The organism is Paenibacillus sp. B-A-8 (genome assembly GCF_048572915.1).
Lineage (GTDB): Bacteria > Bacillota > Bacilli > Paenibacillales > Paenibacillaceae > Paenibacillus_AQ.
Map to the genome: position 1 here is coordinate 1,054,335 of NZ_CP183882.1, position 23,530 is coordinate 1,077,864.

General features: G+C 45.8%; 13 protein-coding genes and 1 riboswitch. Of the genes, 9 read left to right on the forward strand and 4 right to left on the reverse strand.

Going from position 1 to position 23,530, the window contains the following annotated elements:
- The first annotated feature begins 65 nt into the window (after nucleotides 1-65).
- The 9 genes from ACN6MV_RS04730 (at nucleotide 66) to ACN6MV_RS04770 (ending at nucleotide 19,349) form a co-directional block, all read left to right on the forward strand.
- Nucleotides 66-1,883 (forward strand): vWA domain-containing protein, encoded by a 1,818-nt coding sequence (locus ACN6MV_RS04730; RefSeq protein ID WP_419885816.1) that lies wholly within the window; start codon nucleotides 66-68, stop codon nucleotides 1,881-1,883.
- Nucleotides 1,884-1,962: 79 nt separating this feature from the next.
- On the forward strand, nucleotides 1,963-5,352 hold the full coding sequence (locus ACN6MV_RS04735) for a tubulin-like doman-containing protein (protein ID WP_419885817.1): 3,390 nt from the start codon (nucleotides 1,963-1,965) through the stop codon (nucleotides 5,350-5,352).
- Between the two features lie 4 nt (nucleotides 5,353-5,356).
- A complete protein-coding gene (locus tag ACN6MV_RS04740) occupies nucleotides 5,357-7,759 on the forward strand; it encodes a transcription initiation factor TFIID (protein WP_076119836.1) in 2,403 nt (800 codons plus the stop codon).
- A 330-nt stretch (nucleotides 7,760-8,089) separates the two neighbouring features.
- Complete coding sequence (locus ACN6MV_RS04745) at nucleotides 8,090-9,361, forward strand: vWA domain-containing protein (RefSeq protein WP_042124364.1); 1,272 nt, start codon at nucleotides 8,090-8,092, stop codon at nucleotides 9,359-9,361.
- Between the two features lie 22 nt (nucleotides 9,362-9,383).
- Complete coding sequence (locus ACN6MV_RS04750) at nucleotides 9,384-10,025, forward strand: beta-mannanase (RefSeq protein ID WP_076119838.1); 642 nt, start codon at nucleotides 9,384-9,386, stop codon at nucleotides 10,023-10,025.
- Nucleotides 10,026-10,111: 86 nt separating this feature from the next.
- Nucleotides 10,112-11,374 (forward strand): hypothetical protein, encoded by a 1,263-nt coding sequence (locus tag ACN6MV_RS04755; RefSeq protein ID WP_042124368.1) that lies wholly within the window; start codon nucleotides 10,112-10,114, stop codon nucleotides 11,372-11,374.
- On the forward strand, nucleotides 11,371-14,355 hold the full coding sequence (locus ACN6MV_RS04760) for a hypothetical protein (protein ID WP_419885818.1): 2,985 nt from the start codon (nucleotides 11,371-11,373) through the stop codon (nucleotides 14,353-14,355). The genes ACN6MV_RS04755 and ACN6MV_RS04760 overlap by 4 nt, the downstream gene beginning before the upstream one ends.
- Nucleotides 14,356-14,476: 121 nt before the next feature.
- Nucleotides 14,477-14,678: riboswitch (cobalamin riboswitch) on the forward strand.
- A gap of 175 nt (nucleotides 14,679-14,853) precedes the next feature.
- Complete coding sequence (locus ACN6MV_RS04765; RefSeq protein WP_419885819.1) at nucleotides 14,854-17,433, forward strand: DUF4430 domain-containing protein; 2,580 nt, start codon at nucleotides 14,854-14,856, stop codon at nucleotides 17,431-17,433.
- A 209-nt stretch (nucleotides 17,434-17,642) separates the two neighbouring features.
- Entirely contained in the window at nucleotides 17,643-19,349 is a 1,707-nt protein-coding gene (locus tag ACN6MV_RS04770) for a methyl-accepting chemotaxis protein (protein ID WP_375104872.1), read from the forward strand.
- Between the two features lie 76 nt (nucleotides 19,350-19,425).
- Here ACN6MV_RS04770 and qoxD read toward each other — a convergent pair whose 3' ends face one another.
- The 4 genes from qoxD to qoxA are packed head-to-tail and all read right to left on the reverse strand — an operon-like array spanning nucleotide 19,426 to nucleotide 23,291.
- Nucleotides 19,426-19,716, reverse strand: coding sequence for a cytochrome aa3 quinol oxidase subunit IV (gene qoxD, locus ACN6MV_RS04775; RefSeq protein ID WP_036680878.1), 291 nt, complete (start codon nucleotides 19,714-19,716; stop codon nucleotides 19,426-19,428).
- A gap of 4 nt (nucleotides 19,717-19,720) precedes the next feature.
- A complete protein-coding gene (gene qoxC / locus ACN6MV_RS04780) occupies nucleotides 19,721-20,317 on the reverse strand; it encodes a cytochrome aa3 quinol oxidase subunit III (protein WP_042124373.1) in 597 nt (198 codons plus the stop codon).
- On the reverse strand, nucleotides 20,314-22,257 hold the full coding sequence (qoxB, locus tag ACN6MV_RS04785) for a cytochrome aa3 quinol oxidase subunit I (protein WP_042124376.1): 1,944 nt from the start codon (nucleotides 22,255-22,257) through the stop codon (nucleotides 20,314-20,316). Before qoxB ends, qoxC begins: the two co-directional genes overlap by 4 nt.
- 38 nt (nucleotides 22,258-22,295) lie before the next feature.
- The gene (gene qoxA / locus ACN6MV_RS04790) at nucleotides 22,296-23,291 is read right to left on the reverse strand and encodes a cytochrome aa3 quinol oxidase subunit II (RefSeq protein WP_042124378.1); all 996 of its coding nucleotides are present in this window, start codon (nucleotides 23,289-23,291) and stop codon (nucleotides 22,296-22,298) included.
- Between the last annotated feature and the right edge of the window lie 239 nt (nucleotides 23,292-23,530).

The following is a 23,530-nucleotide window of genomic DNA, read 5'->3' on the forward strand; positions in this document are numbered from 1 at the left end:
CAGATTTTAGCGACAGTGCTGAACCTGTCATATGTGCCTAATATAACACAAGAGGAGCCCTATTTATGCTTCGTAAATATCAAAGTAACAGAATAACTAAGACGCTTTTACAACGTATCTTCCCGGCATTACTGCTGGCTCTATGTCTTGCTGCCTCACCTTTTGCAGCTGTTCAGGCCTATGCGGCAACGTCTGCGCAATCTCACATTGATGCTGTGCTTCTTATCGATGTCAGCAACTCCATGAAGACTAGTGACAAGAACAAGGTCGCGAATGAAGCGATGAAAATGTTCATAGATATGCTATCTACCCAAGGTGATAAAGTAGGTATTGTTGCCTATACCGACAAAGTGCAGCGGGAGAAAGCTCTGCTGCAAATTAGTTCAGAGACAGATAAGCAGGATTTGAAGGATTTTATTGACGGACTGGACCGCGGAGCGTATACCGACATTGCTGTCGGTGTAGAAGAGGCTGTGAAGGTGCTCCAGAATGGCAGCGATCCGAATCATGAGCCAATCATCGTAATGCTAGCGGATGGCAATAACGATTTCAACAAATCAACAGGCCGGACGCAGAGCGAATCGGATAAAGAACTGAATGCCGCTGTGGAGGTCGCCAAGAAGAATGGCTATCCCATTTATACGATTGGGCTTAATGCAGACGGCAAACTGAATAAACAGAAACTCGCCGATCTGTCCAATGAGACAGGTGGTAAAGCATTTTCGACAGACTCCGCGGATGATCTTCCGCAAATACTCAGTGAGATTTTTGCTAGTCATCTGAAGCTGAAGGTAGTTCCTGTGCAGTCGATCACTGCAAATGGGGATTATCAGGATGTGACCGTCAACGTGCCTAACGGCAGTGTTTTGGAAGCCAATATCTCAATTATGTCGTCACAGCCTGTGACCGCGAAGCTAACTGATCCTTCAGGAAATGCTGTCGCCATCCCGTCCAAGGATGTTGTGCTGTCGAAGTCTTCCACTTATAGCTTGATCAAGCTATTGTCACCGCAGGAAGGAGATTGGAAGCTTCAGGTCAAAGGTGTGCCAAAGGATAAAATTGATATTAATCTAGTTTTTAACTATGATTTGGAGCTTAAGATCGATGCGTTGCCATCAGCCACCTATAAAAAAGGTGATAAAATTGATATTACCTCCCACCTGTTCAGCAATGGTACTCAGGTAACACTCAGTAATTTGTATCAAGATATGAAGGCGGTACTGCTTGCTACAGATATCGATACAGGTGATGTACAGGAAATCGAACTGGATAACTCCGGGAATGTTTTTAAGGGCACCTTCGAGGTAAAAGAAAGCCATGACTATGAGCTGAAGGTTCGTGCAGAGGAAAGCAGTTTCTATCGTGAAAGTGCTCCTGTAAAGATCAGCGCGAAGACAGGTGGCACTGCTACTACAAGTCCTTCGACAGGGACTGGCACAGAAGAACCTCTGAAAGAAGCTTCGTCCAAAACCTTGTATTACATTATAGGCGGAATTCTTCTGGTGTTGGCTGCCGCTGCTGCATGGTATGTGCTGAATAAAAAATCGGCACGCGGTTTTGTTGGACAGCTGGTAGTCGAGGTTAAAGACGGCAATACGGGTGAGAAGACCTACCCACAATATAAGAAGCTTGCTGGATTCAGAGGCAAGTTTACCCTTCATCAGCTGCTGCAATTAGCGCCTGAGCTGAAGGAAAGCGAGAGTATTATTTTCACACCAGCTAAGAACGACCGATTGCTGCTACGCAGCGGAGAAGGTGTTACTGTAGAGAGATCCGGACGTGCTGCGGATGCCTCACGTGGTTTGGAGCTGAAGAGTGGTGACCGCGTTTCGGTATCCCTACACACGGTAGATAAGACGATTTATCTCGAATATTTAGTATAGCAGGCATCAAATGCCAAAGAAGTGGTTTTGCAAGAGATCTGAAGTACAGCTTCCGCAAAACTTTTAGGAGGATAAGCATATGAAACCAGTAGTAAGAGAGCATATACAGCAATTGGATGTATCACTAGGCGGAGGGATTGTCAGTGATAAGATCAGGGTGGATACGATTGATAATCCGATCCTGATTATTGGACTAGGCGGCACGGGCATTGATGCCCTGCTGCGTCTTAAATATCAGATTAACCGACGCTTTAAGCTGCCGGAAGATCCGATATCCAAGAAGAAGCGGGACAAGCCGGATAATGTAGAGTTCCTAGCTTTTGAGACGAATGAACAGGACCGCGGAAAAAAATACAAAGGGATCGGGCTCGATCCTCAGAATGAATTTGTATTACTAGCGAATGCTGAGATCGGCGGATTGCTGCAGAACCGCAGTATTCTTGACTCGTATATTACGGACTGGCTGTCGCCTGAGCTGAGCATTACGGATGGTATGAACGGTGCCGCTGGTGTGCGCCAGGCCGGACGTCTGCTCTTGTTCACCAAGATTAATCAGGTGGTAGGCGCGATTGATAAGAAAATTAAGACGTTATCCGTAGGCACTAACAAAAAGCTGATGGTCTTCCTTTTGACAGGACTGTCAGGGGGTACCGGTAGTGGAGCTTTCCTTGATATTGCGTATATCGTACGCGGTATTATTGAACGTGATTATGGATCAGCCGGTATTGACCGTGTGAACACACTGGGTTATCTCTTTACACCGGACGTGAACCTGTCTAATAAAAGTCTAAGTGAGCATACGCGTGAATATATTCGCAAGAACGGTTATGCGGCGCTAAAAGAGCTGGATTACTGGATGAATGTAGACAGTCGTGGCGAGCGATTCCAACAGCAATACGGTAATATTTTGACGGTAAATTCACCGCTGCCTCCGTTTAATCTATGCCATTTGATCTCTGCAACGAATACCGAAGGTAAGCTGCTTGAGAATGCGTACGATTACTGTATGAATGTAACGGCGGAGAACATCACGAACTTTATGGCAAGTGAAGAAAAGCAGTCTGGTGAAGAATTCGCGATCCATGACTATATCAGTAATATCCGCACGAATATCGCGCAGATGAATAAGACATATCCGGCTAACTATGAGTACAACATTATCGGTGCCTCGTCTGCCGTGCTTCCGATTGAGGAAATGACGACTTATCTGGCCTTCCGCTTGTTTGATAAAATGGAAAAAATGTTCCAGCAGGCGCCTGGTCAAGAGGATGTAGAGAAATTCGCGCGCAAGCTTGGGATAGATCTCGACAGTATGATTAAGACGTTTGAATCCCGTGTGCCTGAGCCATTGCCAGGTTACGAGAACAGTGAACGCTTGAGCCATGCCAACGTAGTTAAGAATCAGGTTGTGAGCATGGATACAGAGCTGGAGCAGAACTTCTTGGCTCGTGCCCGTGAAGAATATATCAAATCGAAAAAACAATTGCCTGGCGAAATAGTAGGACGTTTCAGTGAAGAGCTGGAGCGCATCTTCCTGCACCCAGAGCAAGGGCCGTTCTACGTTTCCCGTTTGCTGTACACTGAGAAGGGCTTCTGTATTTTGAAGCTGATTCAGTCTTATATTGAAGCGTTACGTGAAAGCTTGCTGCGTTTGCCACGCGATATTGAAACGGCACAGGACAGTGCGGATGAGAAGCTGAGCGATGCTCGCAGCGCTTTTGTATCCAAAGAGAAGAAGAAAAATGCCTATATTGAAGCTAAAATCAATGAATATTGGTTGCATGCCGATGTAGAACGCACAGAGCAAATGATTCAATTCTATGAGGACTTATATGAGCTCTTAAATGATGAAAACAATCGGATTTATGGTGTGTTTACAGAGATTCTTAGTGCGCTTAGCTCGATTTTTGCCAAGAATGGAGACATCCTTATCAATGGTGAAGAGCAGGCGGATTATAAAGGAAACAAAACGTATTATTGGAACATTGTTAACGTGCCGGACATTTCGGCGACCATCTCCAAAATCATGGATCAGAAGGATGGCGACGATCTGATTCGCGACTTCACCCGTGAAATGCTGAAGCATTCCGGACGTTGGGTCAAAGAACAGGAGATTGATATCGTTCGTTCGATTTCGGAGTTCCTAAGCGATAAGTTCGGGGATTTGATCACCCGTTCGATGGAAGACTTCCTTGTGATGAAATTCGGTCATGAAGAACCGCTAGATAAATTCGTAGAGCGAATTATCGCAGGTAAGTTGGACGAAGAGGCTGTGCCTACCTTCCACCTTAGTAATAGCTCAGGCAGCTTGCATTTTCCATCATGGGGCTTCGTTTCCGTGCCTGTTAAAGCACCTGGCATTCTGAAGGGGATTCGTAATTATCAGAATAATGCGCTGGGTAAATCGCAATTTACGATCAAAGAAAGCCAAGTGAAAAACCGTATTTTCTGGCTTAACACCCGTAATGGTGTGCCACTCTTCGTATACACGCCGCTGCGGGTGTTTGAAGAGAACTATGAGCGGACCATTCTTGATAAGGAAGGGATCGGCCGCCATCTGGTGATGACGGATAAGAACAACTGGACGTACCTGCCTTCTCCGATTCCGGAAAAATCATGGGGTGACACCTATGTTAATGCCCGGGTCCGTGATTATAACGCCCGTGTGCGTGCAGACTTTGCAAAAGCGTTGGCCAGCGGCGTGATTATCGAAAAAGGTGTAGACGAGAATACAAGCAACAGATATTCTGTAGTGTTCACGAAACCATTTGATATGGATGCTCTTTTGAGCGGATTTGATTTGCAGTTGAATTCTTCACGTCCGAATCTCGGCGAAGTGAAGAAGGCGGCTGATGAACTTAAGAATCTGCGTGAGAAGGGCTTGGAGCGGGAAAGCATTAAAGATATCTTTGGCAGCATTAACAAAGAAATGGCGCAGGAGAATCTTATACGTTCACCACAGCTCATTTCTCGTGTTCGCGCGGAGCTAGCCAAGTATGCTGAACTGACTGCCAAAGCTGCTGAGCTTGAAAGTCTGCTCCATCAATATTTGGATGAAGATAAGTGGATGGATCAATTCATCGAGGCGCTCTACACGGACAGCATTATCAAGAAAGGCGCTCTCTATGTTTATGATCGTGATGAAGAAGAGGACGCTTGGGAGCCGTTTGCCAATTTGATGAAAGAGCGCAGCTACGTGGAATATGCCGTGTATCGCCATTTCCGGGAGCTGGATGAGAAGAGCCGCAGCGTTCTGCTGCGTAAGGCAGCTCGTCGTGCAAGTGAAATGACTGCTGCTGAGGATGTTACTCCATTGCTCTATAAGCTGGAAGGATTGTATGTATCGTTCCTGGAAGCACGCGACAGCTTGGAGTACGAACGGGTAGAGTATGAGAGCGGCGATGAAATGTACAGCTTCTACAAGAGCATGACAAGTAAGCTGGGCAGTATCCGCAGAAAGTTGAAATAATCCTATGATCAAAACACAGGTATTATCTTATGGTGAACAATATGCGGCACAGGAAGAGGCAAGGCGCAGCATGGGGGATGGACGCAGCAGCATCCATTACCCTGCCCTGTTTCTGTTCGTAGGCGACAAGGTTGCTCCGGCTATCGGTCCGGTGCTGGATAGCTGCGAACGGAAATGGGATAACGCCGGCGGTGTTATGGCATTACATGCTGTCTCAGGTGCGAAGAGCGAGGGAACAGACAGAAGCAAAAGTGGATCTGATGCGGGAGGAAGAGACCGGGTGCTGGCCATGGCCTTGCCGGATATGGCAGGGTCAGATCCACGGACTGTGCGTCATGAGCTTTACCGCAAGTTTCATGAGGATACACGTTATCTTGCTGAAATGAATAAAGTTGTCCGGCGGCTGAGCAACAGTATAGCGGATTATGGACGTCTATATTCATCTTTTGACGTGATTCATCTTTCAATCATTACGCGGGTCGATGACCCGCTTAATGTATTGTTGCCGGAAATTACACTGCTGGCTCGTGCAATACTCAGCCAGTCCTTTAAGTCGGTTCAGACGGATCTCTACGCTCTAATCAATGAGCGGGAGCAAGGGGATAATTTTGGATATTCCAGCTCGGTAGGGCTGGCTTTTCTGCGTGAATTGGACAGAATGCAAGCAACGGACTATACGTTTAATGCACCGCTGCTTGTAACCGAAGATGGTCTGTCGATTCCGGTTGGCCATGGTCCTTCTGCATTATTTGACCTTGTGTATTTGCTCTCTGATAAGAATGAGCGCGGCATGATGTCTGCTCACGGCATGGATGATAACTATGAGATCATCTCCCATATCAGTCTACTTAAGAATCGTGTCCGTCCGACTTCTGATCAGGCAACCGGACACGGTGGCTATAACAATATGACTTTCAAAAGCGGTATCAGAGGCAGTACAGGAAGACAAGGGTATGCTTCTGCGGGCTTTTCTGGAGTAAGAAGACCTAATGTTCAGATTGCATTGGCAGTGCTGTATCACGCTTTCCGGCGCCTTGCAGCGGATATGCGTGAGGGGAGTCCGTGGACTATGCGTGAGCGTCAATCCCTATTAGGACTGGATCCTGACAGTTTGCGGGAGCATGCGACGCAGCTAGTTCCGGAGAAAGACGGCCTTAGTGAAATGACGGGGCTAATGAGCCACGGGCGTCCGTCCTACAATGAGCTGAAGCAGTTATCACTACGTGAAGCTGAACAGCAGCTGTTCGGTGACGGGGGAGAAGCTTATTTCCGCAATAATTTTGTCGCAGAGTCTAACCGGAGAGTAGAAGGTATTCATCCGCTTCGTGGATGGCGCACTATATTGGCGGCACAGGAAACAGCTACGCCAGCAGTAACATTCTATCAGCTTGCAGAGTGGACAGCTGATCGCGATGAGGGTGGCAGTGTGCTGCATGCTTTACGTCAGCATATGACTGGACTACGTTCAGCAATGGTCTCCGCACAGGATGAGCTTGAAGATCTTTATGCGGAAAGTGTGGAGCGCCAGCCGTTCCAGCGAGTGCCTCTTTTTGACAAACGAACGGTACGTAACTTCATTCATTATTTATTCTCAGCGGTTTATGGTAAAAGATATGAGCTGTTATGTATGGAAAGTGAGCTTGCGCTATGCAGTCGTTTGGAATCTGCGCTTGAGCAGCTTCATGTGGAAAGTGTGGCTCGTGTGAAAGCTATGGAGACGCTCGAAGAAGAGCTGCGTATTACTGTGATGGACAGCATTGGGCGAACGAACGAAACCACTGGCCAGAACGTGATGGAATACTACCGAGTCGTCACAGAAGAAGTGATGAAAGAGATCGAAACTCGGCGTGGCCCAGGAATTTTCTTCAGTGAGAAGTATATGGGCAGCATTTCTAAGCTCTTAGAGCAAGGCAAAGAAGCGGTAGCGGAGCGCTTGATTAGCATTTGCCAACGGGAAATATTAGCGGCAGATCCGTTTGCCCTATCTTTCGAGGAAGAGCTTCTGCGGCGTGCGAATGTTGCGGCTGCTTATGAGAACCGTCAGGTTCTATCGAAGGAAGAGCTGTTCAAGCGTCTGTATCATAATCTGGAGGATGGCGCGACGATCAATGTTCGTCTGTTCGAATACACGCAAGAGCATCGTCATGAGGAAAAATATTTCTTCGGAGACAGCGCATCTGAATTCCTGCGTTACGCATTTGGTGTGGATGAGACGACTCGCATTTACCGCTTAGGCTTCGTGCATGAGCAGCGTAGAAGTGGTGTTGAGAAGCTAAATCTGATGGGCGGTTTCCATTTAGAGGATCTGCTCTATTACCGTAATGGTAAGGTTTATTATGAAACGTACGCTCAGAATGGCTATCAGCTTCATGGATTGAGTGAGGATCAGCTTCCAGAAATGCGCTGATGGCGTAATAGATAGGTACTCTCATGTTGAGTCTCTTATTGTAGTTTGTGCAATAGAATCATCGGATACAGCCTTTAATTAGAATTCTATTGTATTTAGTACATTAGATTTAAGAAGATATCTGAAATAGGGACATTTCTCCTTATTTCAAATGCACATTATGCAATAGAATTGAAATAGATGTGATTTCTGTTCCATTCTATTGCACAAAGTGCAATCTGGGGGATGATAACACATCCGGGTAGCCCGTTTATCAGGCAGCATAACCCCCGAACAATGTTAAAACCATAGGAGTACAATTCAGGTTTCTCCCGGAAAGGAAGTATAAAGATGCAGCGAAAAATCAATCTGCTCCTGCTCTTCTTCAGTCTGATCGGCGGCGGGGTCGCCTTTCTTTTTGGAGAGTGGCTGCTAAGCTGGTACAATGATATGCCTTCCATTTTGCTCGTAGGCATTTATTTTGCCATAGTAGCGCTCGGTATCGGTATCGGTTGCCTGCTAGCGGAGATGATCTCGCCTCGGTTAAACGGAGCCTCATGGAAGCAGCGCTACCTAGGTCTATCCTGGAAGCTGCTGCCAATAATGCTTGTACTTGCACTTGGGGTAGGTGCATTAACGGAGTTTGTTTATGAGCTGAATTTTGGCGGTGTGAAGCCGATTAAGAATGTAGTTATGGCTATCGATGACTCTGGCAGTATGGCGCAGAGTGATCCTGATAACAGCCGTTATTCAGCCGCTAAGGCGTTAATTGCGAGAATGGACAACGACAATCAGGTAGCGGTGGTGACATTTAACCACGAAGCAGTAGTCGTCCAGCCGTTAACACCACTCTCAGATTCGCAGAATCGTGAGAAGGTGCTGACTGCAATTGATAATTTGAAGCCAACTGAGGGTGGCACGAACATTAGCGGTGCGATTTCGGAAGCACTTAAAGAGATAGACAGTGACGGCAAAAAAAATCAGGGCGCTATGGTCATTTTGCTGTCGGATGGCGTGAGCAATTTCGATACTTCACGAGAATTGCAGACCTATATAGATCGTGGAATTGCTGTAAATACCATTGGTCTGGGGATGCAGGATCCTGCGGGTACCCAGTTGCTGCAGGATATTGCGAAAATAACAGGCGGTCACTATTATGATGTGACAGATACGGCCCTTTTGGGTGATGTATTCCAGCAAATCTATGATCGTTTGGGAGATCGTACATTGCTTACGGTGCGCAGTGATGCTACAGCAGATAGTCCATACTATGCTGCAGTTCGTATTTTGTCGCTGATGCTAATCGGTGCTGGACTTGGACTCGGACTTGGCATTATGTTTGATAATCGTCATTTAGCAAAAAGCTTCGGGATTGGCGGCGTAATCTCAGGGTTGTTCGCAGGACTTGTTCTGGAATTCGGACTTAGCGGTCATAATTTCACTGATGGACTTATTCGCCTCCTAGCTGTTCTTATATTGGCTGCAATCATCTCATTATTTACAGGCGTCATTCCGGTAGGAGAAGGACGTATTTACCGTAATAAAAGAAATAATGCAGCGTCAACTCCAACGTCAGAAAGCTTTCCTGGCCGACGGAGAAATCGGAACAGCAAAGGATTTTAGTAGTTGAAAGGGGCTTACAGTAATGAGGTACGCCGAGGATAATGTTTCCGCTCTGGTAATAACGGATGTGACATCTCAAGTGGATGACCGGTTCTGTACGCTGAGATGGCGCTGGCCGGACGGCGTGCAGGCAGTGTACATCCACAAGACCTCCGCAGAAGAGGCTTCCATGGGAACAGGAGATATTCCGCCGGTCGGAATGAAGCTCTATACTCGTGAGGAATACAAGTCTAACAATGGATACCGTGACCGATTGGATGAGATCGGCCTAGTCTCCTATACCATATTTGCTCGCCTTGCTGAGAACGGAGAGACACTGCTGGTGAGGCAAAGTGACGGTGCCAACCGTATGGTGGTCAGTGCAGGCAAAGCCAGAATTTATTATTCCATTCAACAAAAAAGAGGATTATTCGGAAAACAAAAGACCGTACATATGGCAATTACGGCAGAAGTTCCAGTAGCCCGGGATGTCCTCTGTTATGTTAAGAAACGGGGAGGACATCCCGCAGGGAAAGAGGATGGTATTCTCTTTCCCTTTGTGCAAGATTTCGCCCCTGGACGAAACGTACTCCCGCCGATCGAGATCGGTAAGGATGATTTTGTACGCATCTTTTTCACCGATGGTCCTAAGTATGGGCTTTATTACGAGTTGGTGCCGGAGTAAGATATCAGTCTACGCGTACAAGCGAATGTTGGACATTGCCTGTCCGTAGCAAGATACGCAGATACAACTTTTGGGAGGATGAGTAGATGTCTTTTTTTAGCCGTTTTATGAAAAAGAATCAGCCGGAGCCAAGGCCGCTTTTTTACGATATAGTGTGTCCTTATTGCTTCACCAAGTTCTCTCCGGAGGATGTGGTCTTTCGGGCTATGCATAGCCGAGAGGACGATGAGAATTACGCGCTGGGCGAGGATGACGCCTTAAATAAATACCGTGAGCGCTTTGGGCTCGATACGGTGGATGACATAGAAGCGATCATTAATCCGGCGGATATTCCGGAAGAATACCATCATTATACCGATCATGTGTTAACAGGGCTTACGGATCGCTATGGAGTGCTCACACGCAGACGGCTTTGTCCATCCTGTCATAACGAGCTGCCTGTGACTGCAGGTAAAGTTCCTAGTAACATTATCTCGATTATCGGTGCTTCCCAAGTCGGGAAGTCGGTGTATATGACCGCGCTGATTCATACCTTGCAGCATACGACAGCAGGACATTTTGATGCCGCTTGTATGCCGCTTAATGCAGAGATTAGCCGCAAGTTCCGTACGCTATATGAAGAACCGCTTTTTGAGCGTGGGGATCTGCTTGCTTCTACACAAAAGGAAAAAATGCAAGAGCCGTTTATTTTTCAATTCGTCTTTAAGGATGAAGAGAAGCCGCCGCTGACACTCGTGTTCTTCGATGTAGCAGGTGAGGGTATGGTGGATCAGGATTATCTGGGACTACATGGTCAGCATATCAAGAACTCTGCCGGTATTCTGTTTATGGTCGATCCGCTGCAAATCCGTTCGATCCGTGAGAAGATTCATATTAATATCGGCGATCGTCCGGGAGAATGGGTCTCGCAATATGACGAGCCGCGTGACGTTGTGCTGACAATGTTCGGTGATTTTATCGCCTATCAGGAAAAGAGCAAAACAGACATTCCAACAGCAGTCGTTCTTGCAAAAAGTGATATGCTGCATTCGCTGAAGGATGAGGATGGCGATTACATCAAGTCTAACAGTAATGTATTCAATAACTATGTTCATCGCAAAACATTGAATATGGATGAGTTCCATAATATCGACGGAGAGATTCGCAGATTTATTGGTAAAGTGGACAGACCTTTTAAAGATACGATGGATGTTTACTTCTCAAATACGGGCTATTTTGCGGTATCTGCTCTGGGCAGTAATCCTGTAAATCAGAAGATTGAGGGTGTGGTAAGCCCGATTCGTGTAGACGAGCCATTTATTTGGCTGCTGCATAAGCTGAAGTATATTGAGGGGAGCGACGGCCCGTGAATGCATTCTCAGGGTCTAAGATCGCCCAACAGATGTACACCCGCGAACGCCGCGGATTGTTTCGTTCCACAGAAGGCTTTGATACGGTCGCGAAGTCGGACAGTCTAGACAATAATTTTATCAAAAAAACACTGCATCCCTTCTGCCTCTATGATGCTCCGGCTGAGCTGGCTGCGCGCGGAGAGAAGGATGAGTCTGTATATCCTAGTGCGCTGCACCTGTTCCATGCAGAGAATGGCGACACAGTCATTGGGATGAGTCGTTATCAAGCAACGGATTTTACGGGCCAACGCAGCGCTTTTTTCGCACATAACTTTGTAGTTCCTGCCTCACGATCAGAAGAGATTGTTCAGAACTACGGAGATTGGCTACATGCTGATTTCGCAAGAAGCTATGACGGAGAGCTAGGCGGAACCTTGCCGGAGCTGTCTGATATTCCAGTTATACGTACGGATCGTCGCCCTGATCCTATAGCGGGCTTACGCTTGTTAGGAATTAATGAAGGAATATTTAAGGCATTGCTGCAAGCGGTGATGCTCTCTGTGGCAGGTAAGAAAAAAATCTATATTGCCCTTAATGTATCTATCACGGAGTTGTCCGCACGTGCGGTGGAGCTTACAGAGATTTTATATAGCGTGCTGCCGTATGAATTCCGCCGTAGATTAGGCGTGATTACGTATGCCAATGAACCGCAAAGCCGTAAATATATTCATCTTAGCTTTGTGGAAAAAGGTTCGCTTCGTCCCGGTGATCGCAACATCGAGAAGGATTTTACATTTGATTTGGTTTCAGGTCGGATGGGGAATGTGGATTTTGGAGAGTCTCGTCAGCCGTATGCTGATTTGGTTTGGAAGCTGTTACTTCTAAATCCAGGGGATCTTGACGATTTCGTAAGTTTTGCTGATCAGATCCTGCGTGGAGAAAGCCCTGAGCATAAGCTATCGCTCGCTTTTTATAATGAGTTAGCTGTATTTTATGAGATTGAGCAGGGGAATGAGCATTTATATACAGAGAATAAGAGCGCGGTGCTAAGCGGATTGCTCTCTTACCTTAAGGCGGAGGGTGCTATTCATTCCAGAATCCGACTGAACGATATTTTCTTGGAGCGGTTCGACCGAGAATTTGATTTAGTCCGGCAAAGGAATGTTCCAGAGCCTGCTATTATGGAGTGCTTTAAAGATTATTTTATGCTCAAGGATCATAATTACAAAGTCAGAATCGTTGATTATTTCATTAATGGAATGCTTCATAGCGTGGAAGCGGGACGCAAAGATGTTCTTAATGCAGCTTACGGGATCATTGAAAGTAATGATGAGCTAAGTGCTGCGTTTTTTCAACGGGTAATGTCTGAATCGTATTTCCGCAAGCAGTTATTAGAGCCTTATATGGAGTCAAGACTAATTGCTGCATCTAAATCTGTGGACATTCTGAATTTTGTACTCCATTGGGGCCGTTTTCTGCCAGCTGCGTTAGAGCAACCTTTTGCTCAGGATGCAGTAAGGGATTACTTGCTGGAAAAGCTACAACTGGAGACGGATCCGGTTGCTGCGGTGGCGGAAATTCATAGCACTGTAGATAAAGCGGAGAAAGATCGACGTAGAGGGACAGGCGTATCTCCTAAAGTACTCTCGCTCATGCAGGATCTTGCAGCATCTGCAGACAGATTCTTGCTGAATCGGCTATCTCTTACTGAAATGACGCAGGAGGACTTATTAGAGGTTGTTTTCTTACGTTATGGCAATGTTGTGGATTGGCAGCCGCCACTAGATAGAATTAGCAAGCAGAAAGAAAATGCACTCCGCGCTGCTTATCGCTGGTTTGGTGAAGAGAAGCCGAATGAAGAGATATTTGCAGGCTTGTCTCCGAAGGAGCTGGATGATGTACAGCTGCTCGGTCGCCGTTTACTAAAGGAAGCTCGGGTGTTAGAACCGTTTGAACGTCTTCCACTAGCTTTCTACTACACGAGTCAACGCGAGGGTGGTCCGCTGGATTATGACGCATTGCTGGAGTTAGTTAAGCATAAAGCTGGTAACGACAAGGATGTGATCTATCGATTCTTCGCATGGTCTCAAGGAAATTCTTTATTTACGATATCGAATAAAAAGCTTCACCCGGGATACCGCCGGGCGATTCTGAAGTATTTCCAGAGCAGTGACCGCGAGGCATTCAAGAATCGTGAATTTCGTAAAAGCTATGTCGCTACAGCTCGGCCTGCTCTACAAAATGTCTACAATGAGGCTCGCTCCCAGCTGGCTTCCCCGCTGGCGCGCTGGATCAGCCGCAGCCGATTTCGACTCCTGATCTCCGGTTCCATCACTGGCATTCTGGTGATTATCGCAATTATCGTATTCAGTATGCTGCGTCCGGAAGATCCAAAGACGGCCCTGCCTGGGACAACCCCTGCACCGACACCTGTTCAGAGTGCAGGCAGTATGCTTCCTCCGGCTTCCGTATACCTGAAGGATCTAGGTACCGAAGGAGATAAAGGAAGCAGTGTATTGGTGTTCACGTTTGCCAACGCGGATGATTGTGTGCAATTTAATCCGACGGAGATTAGTTTAATGACTTCATCCGATGTAGTGGATAAGAGCTTTAAGGTTGCTGCTAGCACTGGGACTTGTTCAGTGCCGTCAACGGATGGAGACTTATCTGGCGATACGAACGCCGCTGATACGACTGCGGGGACGGCGGAAGGCGTAGATGCTACTAATACTGCAGACGAGGCCTCTCCATCTCCTACACCTTCCTCTGATGCAGAGGGCAGCACAGTTGTGCCGTCCGCGACAGCTATTACAGAAGGTGAGCAACCTTCCTATCAGGTGGAGGTTACTATGGAGCCGGGTGCGACAATCGTCGATCATAGCATGATCAAGGCTGGTAGATTTACGTTGATCGTAGATCCCGCTCCAAAGGATACAACGGGTGTTAACTCAAGTGCTGAACCTTCAGCGACTGCAAGTCCGGAAGGAACAGCCGAATAAAGTAATTTCTGATCAGCAGGACGATACCGAAAGGTTTGGTTCTGCTGTTCTTTTTTTGTTGCTCATACAAAGCTTTTCTATAGACATGCTGTGTATTAATAGATATGATTATGAAAATAAGATAATACATATTGGAAAAGGTGCAGACTCCCCTAAATCAGAGTCTGCTTAAAAGGGAAGTCCGGTGTAAAATTCCGGCGCGGTCCCGCCACTGTAAATGCGGAGCGTCTCTTCTATGAACCACTGTCAGCAGTTAGGACGGGAAGGTGAAGAGCGGCAATGAAGCATTAGCCAGGAGACCTGCCTTTTTCGTGAGCGTTTCTATTCTTCGTGGGGTAAGAATGTGGAACATATACAGATAGACTGTGTGGTCGTAGAGGTTCACGCGCCCCAGCCTCGATTTGTTATCTTCCCGGGCCGCCCTTCATAGGGGCGGTCTTTATGTTGTGCGCTCTTATTTTGTGTAGTATCCATTCCTTTAAAGAAAGAGGCTGAACAATGAAGAAAATATTCTCCTCCAGGTTTTTTGTACTTGGACTGGCCGTATTCATGGTCATATCGATTCTTGGAACATCTCTTGCTCCGGCAGGAACCATCTTTGCGGAGGCGGGCGTTAGCTCCGGGCAGGAAGCATCTGGCGATTCTGCTGCTAATGTAGAACGGATTAATGTTGCGGATGCGACCTATACGGCTGCGGAATTTATTTTAAAGGGTGGCGTGCAGTCGGATTGGCAAGCGATTGGACTGGCTCAAGCGGGATACAAGCTGCCAGTAAGTTATCGAGCAGCTCTTGAGAAAAAGGTGAAAGATGCAGAGGGGAATTTCGCGAGCGTAACGGATTACGCGAGAATCGTACTCGCAGTAAGAGCAATAGGAGCCGATCCTACCAGCTTTGCTGGAAGCGGAACAAGTCCTGGCTATAACTTAATAGAGAAGATCTATAATCATGACAAAATCAGTGGACAGACGCTTAATAATCCGGTTTATGCTTTGCTCGCACTGGACTCAGGGAAATATAATATTCCTAAAGATGCTAAATGGACAACGGATAAGCTTCTTGCTGAGATTCTTTCCAAGCAAAATCAAGACGGTGGCTTTGCCTTAACTACAGGCGCCAGTGAGCCCGATATGACAGCAATAGCTTTGACCGCTCTATCGGCACATAAGAGTAATCCGGAAGCTTACACAGCAGGACTACAAGCCGTATCTTGGTTATCCAAAGCTCAGGATAGCCATGGAGGTTACGGAGATAGTGCTGAAAGTGCAGCACAAGCTATTCTAGGTCTCACATCCTTTGGTGTAGATCCAAGTGGGTTAGAATATACCAAGAATAAAGTGAGTTTGATCGGTAATCTACTGAGCTACCGTCTCGCTGACGGCAGCTTCGCTCATAGCCGTGGCGGAAGCAGCAATATTCTGGCTACAGAACAGGGCCTTCAGGCGCTTGTAGCTTACAATCTACTCCATAAAGGCAGCAACAGTAAACTGTACGATTTTTCTAAGTCATCCGTTCAGAATGCACTTATCTATGCACCGATTACTGTAGAGGGTCCTGAGAGTACTTTAGCACAGGGATATGGATATGCTGGCAACGTATTAGGTGCACTAGAAAAGCTGGCTCTTCAGACGAAATTGCCAATCACGAATCCTTCCGGTGCTTATGTCACTGGAATTGGAAATATTCTGGCTGGAACCTATGGCGGTTACGATGGTTGGATGTATGTTGTATCCCGTAATGGTCAATGGATTAATCCAGATGTTGGAATGAACGATTTTGTGCTTAAAGATTCAGATCAGGTTCTGGTCTATTATGCCGGAGATGATACTAAACTTGTTGATTCGGTAACGGTGTCCAAGCCAAGCCTCAAAGAGGGCGATTCTTTTACTGTAATAGTGACTAGTAAGACATGGAAATGGGACGCTGTAACGAATACGTCCTCTCCGGTAATCGCCAAAGCTTCTGGCGTTCAGGTCCAAATTGGAAATCGCATCGTAACAACGAACGCAAAAGGTGAAGCGTTATTCTCAGGGAATGTTCCAGCAGGTGACTACAAGCTGACTGTAACAGGCTATCGTGAAGGAAAAGCACCATCGATTGCTAAATATACTCAAGATCTAAAGGTGATTCCAAAGAATGTAACGGCTTCACTTACCGTTGAAGGTCCGCAAGGCCTGATCGGTGAGGGGACTTTAAAGGCTTCCAATGCGCTTGAAGCACTGCAGCAATTGGCGGCGTCTAAGGATTTTAAAGTAGATATCACGAAATCGTCGTATGGTAATTTTGTATCTGGCATTCATGGCATTACGCAAGGTCTTTATGACGGTTGGTGGAGCTTCGTTGTATGGCGCAGCGGAGAATGGATCTATCCTAGTGTGGGCATGGACAGCTTTGAATTACAGGAATCCGACCGTGTTCTTGTCTATTATGCCGGAGAAACCACACAGGTTGTTGATACTGCTGTTGTATCTCCCGCACAGCCGAAGCCGGGTGAAGCTTTCACAGTAACAGTTTCTCAGAAAAAATGGGTGTGGAATAAGGATACCTTTACTTCCGATCCAGTGATTTCTCCAGCCGCTGGCGTGCAGGTCTTGATCGGTGATCAGAAGGCGATCACAAATGCTAAGGGTGTAGCTGCATTTGACCAAGGTCTACCAGCGAATACCTATACGATCATTGTTACCGGATATGCTAAAGATAGTGTGCCTAGTGTGGCGCGTTATACTCAGTCACTAAACATGACTTCAGGTGTTGTTACTCCTGCTAAAGCTACGGCCACCCTGTCAGTCATTGGGGATAGCAAGAAGGGAACGATCCTTAACAATACTACAGTAGCTCTAAAAGAAGGTGAGACAGCTTATAGCTTACTGATCAGTCAATTAGGGGATAAGGTAGTATCATCCGGAAACGCTGGTAGTAAATACGTGAAATCTATAGATGGTTTGGCCGAATTTGATGGCGGACCTAGCAGTGGATGGAAGTACAAGACGAATAGAGATGCTGATCCAAGTATAAGTGCAGACAGCTACATTTTAGAGAACGGTGATACGGTATATTGGTACTATTCATCGGGTGAATAAGTACGTTTGATTATTCGTAAGACGGGCACTGCGATTCGGAGTATTAGCGGATCGAGTGTCCGTTTTTATTTTTGTTCGTTGCAATATTTGACAACAGACACTTTTTTTCGACAATTTCATTCATAATTTTATTTAAAATCATCAAACAATTCACTTCTTTAACCGATAAAAATAGATAGTGAGTTAGATTATGTGAAGGCGGAATGTAGATGAAGAATATGAAAGTGAAGTTCAAGATTGGAATTCTTTTAGTATTTTCAGTAGTCATGTTGAACATCGTGGGGGTAACTGGCTTTACCACCATGGACAAAATGACCCAAAAAACAAAAGAGACGTACAATGAAAACTTGTTGCCAATTTCTTACGTGGGGCAAATGCGTACAAATAATCGGGCCATTGAAGCCTTTCTTTTGGAGCGTTTGATTAGCGTTGATGCAAACAAGAACAAAGACTTGTTAGAGAGCATTAAGGGAAAAGTTCAGGAAAATAATGATCTATTGAACAAGCTGAAGACCGTCCAGTACAATGATAGTGCCATTTTGAGCAAAATAAAGGAATATGAGTCCTCCCTAACAGACTATCGTGCACAAAGGGACAGTATTATTCAGATTGCCGATAGCAAAGGTAGACAAGAGGCCTTTCAAGTATTCACGGGGGATTTTAGTATTTCTCGTGAGAAAATGATCAATATGCTTAAAGGAATAAGCGATTCGTTGCTAAAGGGAGCTGGAGAATATAACTTAGAGTCCACTGCTTCCGCTGAAAGAATGAGGACTAAAAGTATAGTATTGATATCGTTCTCTTGGATTATTTGTATCGTGCTTAGTGTAGCAATCATTCGACTGATTACGAAACCTCTCAAGGAACTGCAAGGTTTAATGAAGCGGGCGGAAAATGGAGATTTAACCGTCATAGCAACGTATACCGCTAAGGATGAAATCGGCCAAATTAATAGCTCATTTAACAATATGCTGGAGAGCTTACGAAAGATGATGCAAGGTATCGCGGAGAGTGCAGAGTTGTTATCAGCCTCATCGCAAGAGATGAGCGCTAGTGCTGAGCAGACCTCGCTGGCTTCGCAAATGATCGCCGAATCTTCAGGTGAGATTGCAGCGGGCTTTGATGAACAGACGGAAAGCATTAATCGTACCTCTCAGTCTATACAAGCTATGACTAATAATATTTCGGCCGTAGAAAGTAGCAGTTTTGAAATGTCCGACCTTATGGGAGTTGCTTCTGGTTCAACAGATCGAGGGGTAATCGCCGTAGATAACATTATTGAACAGATGAAGGAAATCGACTCCAGCGTAACTCAGAGCCAAGAGATTATTAGTAACCTTGGGGAGCTGTCTCAGGATATAAATACAATAATTACTACGATTAACGGAATTGCAACACAGACAAACTTGCTGGCGCTTAATGCTTCTATCGAGGCAGCGAGAGCTGGAGAACATGGACGTGGCTTTGCTGTAGTTGCTGGAGAAATTCGGGGGCTTGCAGAAGCGACGCGAAACAGTTCACTGAAAGTAACAGATATTATTACGCATATTCAAAAGCAAACTGAAAAAGCAGTAGAATCAATGGCTTCAGGCTCTGAACTAGTCTCTAACGGCGTAGTTCAAAGTCAGTTCGTATCTCAAGCGTTTCATGAGATTCAAAGTTCCATTAAAGAGGCTACGCTGCAGACGGAAGAGATTAGAGAGGCGGTTGCGCATGTCTCTTTAGAGTCACAAGGTGTAGCGGCAGCAATGGAACAGGTCAATGCTATATCCAATAGAGGGGCAGTGGGTGTTCAGGACACCAGTGCAGCTAGTCAGCAGCAACTGTCTGCTATGGAGGAAATGTCCGCATCAGCTCAGTATTTAGCGGTGCTGGCGGAAGATCTGCAGAAGACTTTAGCACGATTTAGATTATAACGCGAAATGAAAAAAAAAGGACGTCCCAGAGCCATTTAGGCTTTGGAGACGTCCTTTTGTGTGTTAATGAATGGAATTAAGCATACCAGCCCCATACGAAGATGAAGAGCGTACCAAAGATCGTAACTAAGCCAACGAATAAGGCATAGGCGATATTGATATAAAGTTCTTTCTTGGTATCCGCTGATTCTCCAATATGCATGAACAGGAAGAGCTGCAGGGAAGCCTGAATGAGGGCTGTAACAAGCAGGATAGCCATGTTTGCAGTATTGGATAGATCCAGATAGATTACGGCAAGTGCAGCCACAGAAAGGACAAGAGAGGCTAAGAAACCCATCACATGGCGAATTGGAAACAGTTGCTTCATCATGCTACATCAGTCCTTTCAGATAGACGAAGCTGAAAATAAAGATCCAGACAACGTCCAAGAAATGCCAGTACAGCGAGAAGATAAAGGATTTATTGGCCGTAGCCGGATTAATACCTTGACGCTTCAACTGGATTAGAATAGCCGCACCCCACAGGAACCCGAACGATACGTGAGCTCCGTGTGTTCCCAGCAGTACAAAGAGACTGGATAGGAAACCACTGGTTTGAAGTGTAGCCCCTTCGTGAACATAAGTGACAAACTCCGTGATTTCAATACCAAGGAAGCCGAGACCCATTAACAGGGTTAGTCCGAAGAAGACCATCATGGCTTTTTGGTAGCCATGCCGCATGGCATGTACTGCAAGACCGATTGTAAACGAGCTTGTCAAGAGCAGCAATGTTTCGATCATCACTGGACCAATTTCAAAGAGGTCCGGCCCGCTAGGGCCGCTAGCGAAGCGGTCTACCATTACAAAGTAAACAGTGAACAACGTAGCGAACAGTGCAATCTCTGCTCCTAGAAAGACCCAGAAGCCAAAGATTTTATTACTATTCTCCTCTGTTGAGTACTCAAGCGGCTTAGACGCATCTATTTTCATACTGTCTCACCCCGCAATTTCTTTTCAGTAGCAATAACTTCTTCTGCTGGGATGTAGAATCCGTGATCCCGATCAAAGGACATAGCAGCTAGAACGATGAGGATACCAACTCCGGAGATAATGGCTGGAATCCAGAGACTGAATACCAGAGAGAATCCTGCAACGAAGAAGATAACACCCAGAATAAATGGTTTTCCTGTATTGCTTGGCATATGAATCTTAGTAATCTTGTCTTCGTATAGAGGTACTTTATCTTGTTTAGAGAACCAGTAGGCATCGCGTGTTTTTACGGTTGGAACCACTGCGAAGTTGTAAGCTGGAATCGGACTTTTCGTTGCCCACTCCAGTGTACGTGCATCCCATGGATCTCCATTTGTATCTCTTGGTTCATAACGTGTACTCCAGTAGATGTTATACACCAGAATTACAAATCCGACTGTAAGACCTATCGCCCCTATGAACGAGACCATACTGAGCGGACCAAATCCGGTATCCGCAGAATAAGTGTATTGTCGACGTGTCATTCCCTTAAGTCCGAGAAGGAACAGTGGGAAGAACGATACGTTAAAGGAAATAATAATCCACCAGAAGGCATGTTTACCAAGACGTTCGTTTAGACGGAAGCCGAATACTTTAGGGAACCAGTAGTGGAAACCTGCGATTACGGCGAATACAGCACCTGGAATGAGAACGTAGTGGAAATGCGCTACTAGGAACATTGTATTATGGTACTGATAATCGGCGCTGGCCATGGCCAGCATGACACCTGTTACCCCACCGATCGTAAAGATCGGGATAAAGGCGAGCGAATATAGCATCGGCGTCGTAAATGATATTCGCCCTTTTCGTAAGGTGAATAGCCAGTTAAATATTTTCACACCTGTTGGAACAGCAATGGCCATGGTAGTAATCGAGAAGAAGCTGTTAACCATAGCGCCTTGACCCATTGTATAGAAATGGTGAGCCCATACTAAGAAGGACAAGAGGGAGATGATCAACATACTAAAGACCATGGATGTATATCCATACAGGTTCTTTTTGGAGAAGGTGGCGATAATTTCACTATAAATACCGAAGGCAGGTAGTACAACGATATATACTTCTGGATGTCCCCATACCCAGAAAAGGTTGGCCCATAACATATCCATACCGCCGTTGGCCATCGTGAAGAATTGAGAGCCGAATAACCGGTCGAACATCATCAAAGCGAGCGCTACCGTAAGCACTGGGAATGCGAATACGATAATTACGTTCGTGATTAGTACGGACCATGTAAACATTGGCATTTTCATCAGCTTCATGCCAGGAGCACGCATCTTCAGAATCGTTACAATAAAGTTAACGCCTGTGATGAGTGTACCGATACCTGATATTTGCAGCGCGAGCGAGTAGTAGTTGTTACCCACCGTTGGACTGAACTCTATACTTGCCAGCGGGAAGTACGCAGACCAACCAGCATCTGGTGATCCCCCGATAACAAAAGAGATGTTAAGCAGCATTGCTCCGAAGAAGAAGAGCCAGAAGCTGACGGCGTTAAGACGTGGGAAGGCAACGTCTCTGGCACCGATTTGTAGCGGTACGATAACGTTCATCAGACCGATAATAAACGGCATGGCCATAAAGAGGATCATGATCAAGCCGTGTGTTGTAAATACCTCGTTGTAATGCTGTGCGTCAAGAAATTTCATGTCTGGGGCTGCGGTTTGTAGCTTCATCATAATAGCGTCAACGCCGCCGCGGAAAAGCATTAGTAGCGCAGCGAGGATATACATAACCCCGATACGTTTGTGGTCAACAGTAGTTAACCATTCGCGCCATAAATATCCCCATTTTTTAAAATAGGTTAGGCCGACGATAATCCCGATTGTAGCCAGAACAATACTTGCCATTGCCCCGTAAATCAGGGGTTCGCCGTGGACCTTAAATTTATCCCAATCCATTAGGAATCGCTCCTTTCAAGTTGCTCAATTAACATTGACTAATGTCCGTCATGTGTAGTGCTTTGTTCATCCAGTTCTGGATTAGGTTCACTGTTGAATTCCGTCTCGCTAGATGGTGCAGGAGTCGGGTGAATTTCTTTATTATCCTGGTGTTCCGTCGTTCCATTATCCATATCCATTTCGGTGCCATTATTACTCATATGGTCGCCATGATCTCCCGGAGGAGGGCTAAAGGATAAGTGAGTATTGGTGTACGTTTTACGTCCGACATATTCCATTTTCAAAAGATTTTTGAATTCATCTTCGGTCAATGGACCTGCTGTTTCTTTAACGTCTTTTACCCATTCCTGATAGTCCTTATCAGTCATCGCAAGGGCTTCAAACTCCATGTGGGCAAAACCCTTACCATTAAAGTTCGCATTTCTTCCGGTATAAGAACCTACAGTATCTGCTGAAAGATGCAGTGTTGTAAGCATGTCACTCATCGCATATTTCTGTCCTCCCAATTGTGGGATCCAGAGACTTGAGATCGTACCGAAAGAGTACAATCTGAACTCGACAGCACGGTGAACTGGAATGTTCACGTAGTTTACAGTTTCAATACCTTCCTCTGGATAGCTGAAGTGCCATTTCCAGTTGGAGGAGGAAGCATAGATTACAAGCGGTTTCTGATCTTTATAATCCGCTGCAACGTTTTCTACATCTACTGTCGTTTTGACAGTGACCACGGAGAGGAATGCCACGATAATAATCGGAATCGTAATCCAGATGGCCTCCAGCCATTTGTTTCCTTCCTCGTGAGGAGGAATATAATCTTCGTTACTTTTCTTAGCGCGGTATTTCAATAGTACGAAGACATATAAGATGTAGACAACTGCTAGAACACCGAGCATCACAACAATGGAGAGGATGATCGTGTCAGACAGAGTTCTCGCAGCCGGCCCCTTCGGATTCAGAACAGCGATTGAACTGCATCCTGGCAAGAGTAAAATTAGGCTGAGAAATAAAGCGTATAACGGTCCCTTTTTCTTCATGCTTAAGCTCCTTCCTTCAATACTTCTATTAATTAACCCTCATCATTACCTTCATATATAGTAAGAATTAATGAGAAAGAAAGCAAAAGACTTATTTTGCCATTTTAGCCACAATAGTCCTTAAAAATGGCGATCAAGTTAAATATGTGTGATCAATTTGTTACAAGTTCCTAATGATATGATAAAGATCACTGTAGCCACGGCGTTTGCTGGTTATTTAAATCCGTTCAAACTTTGTT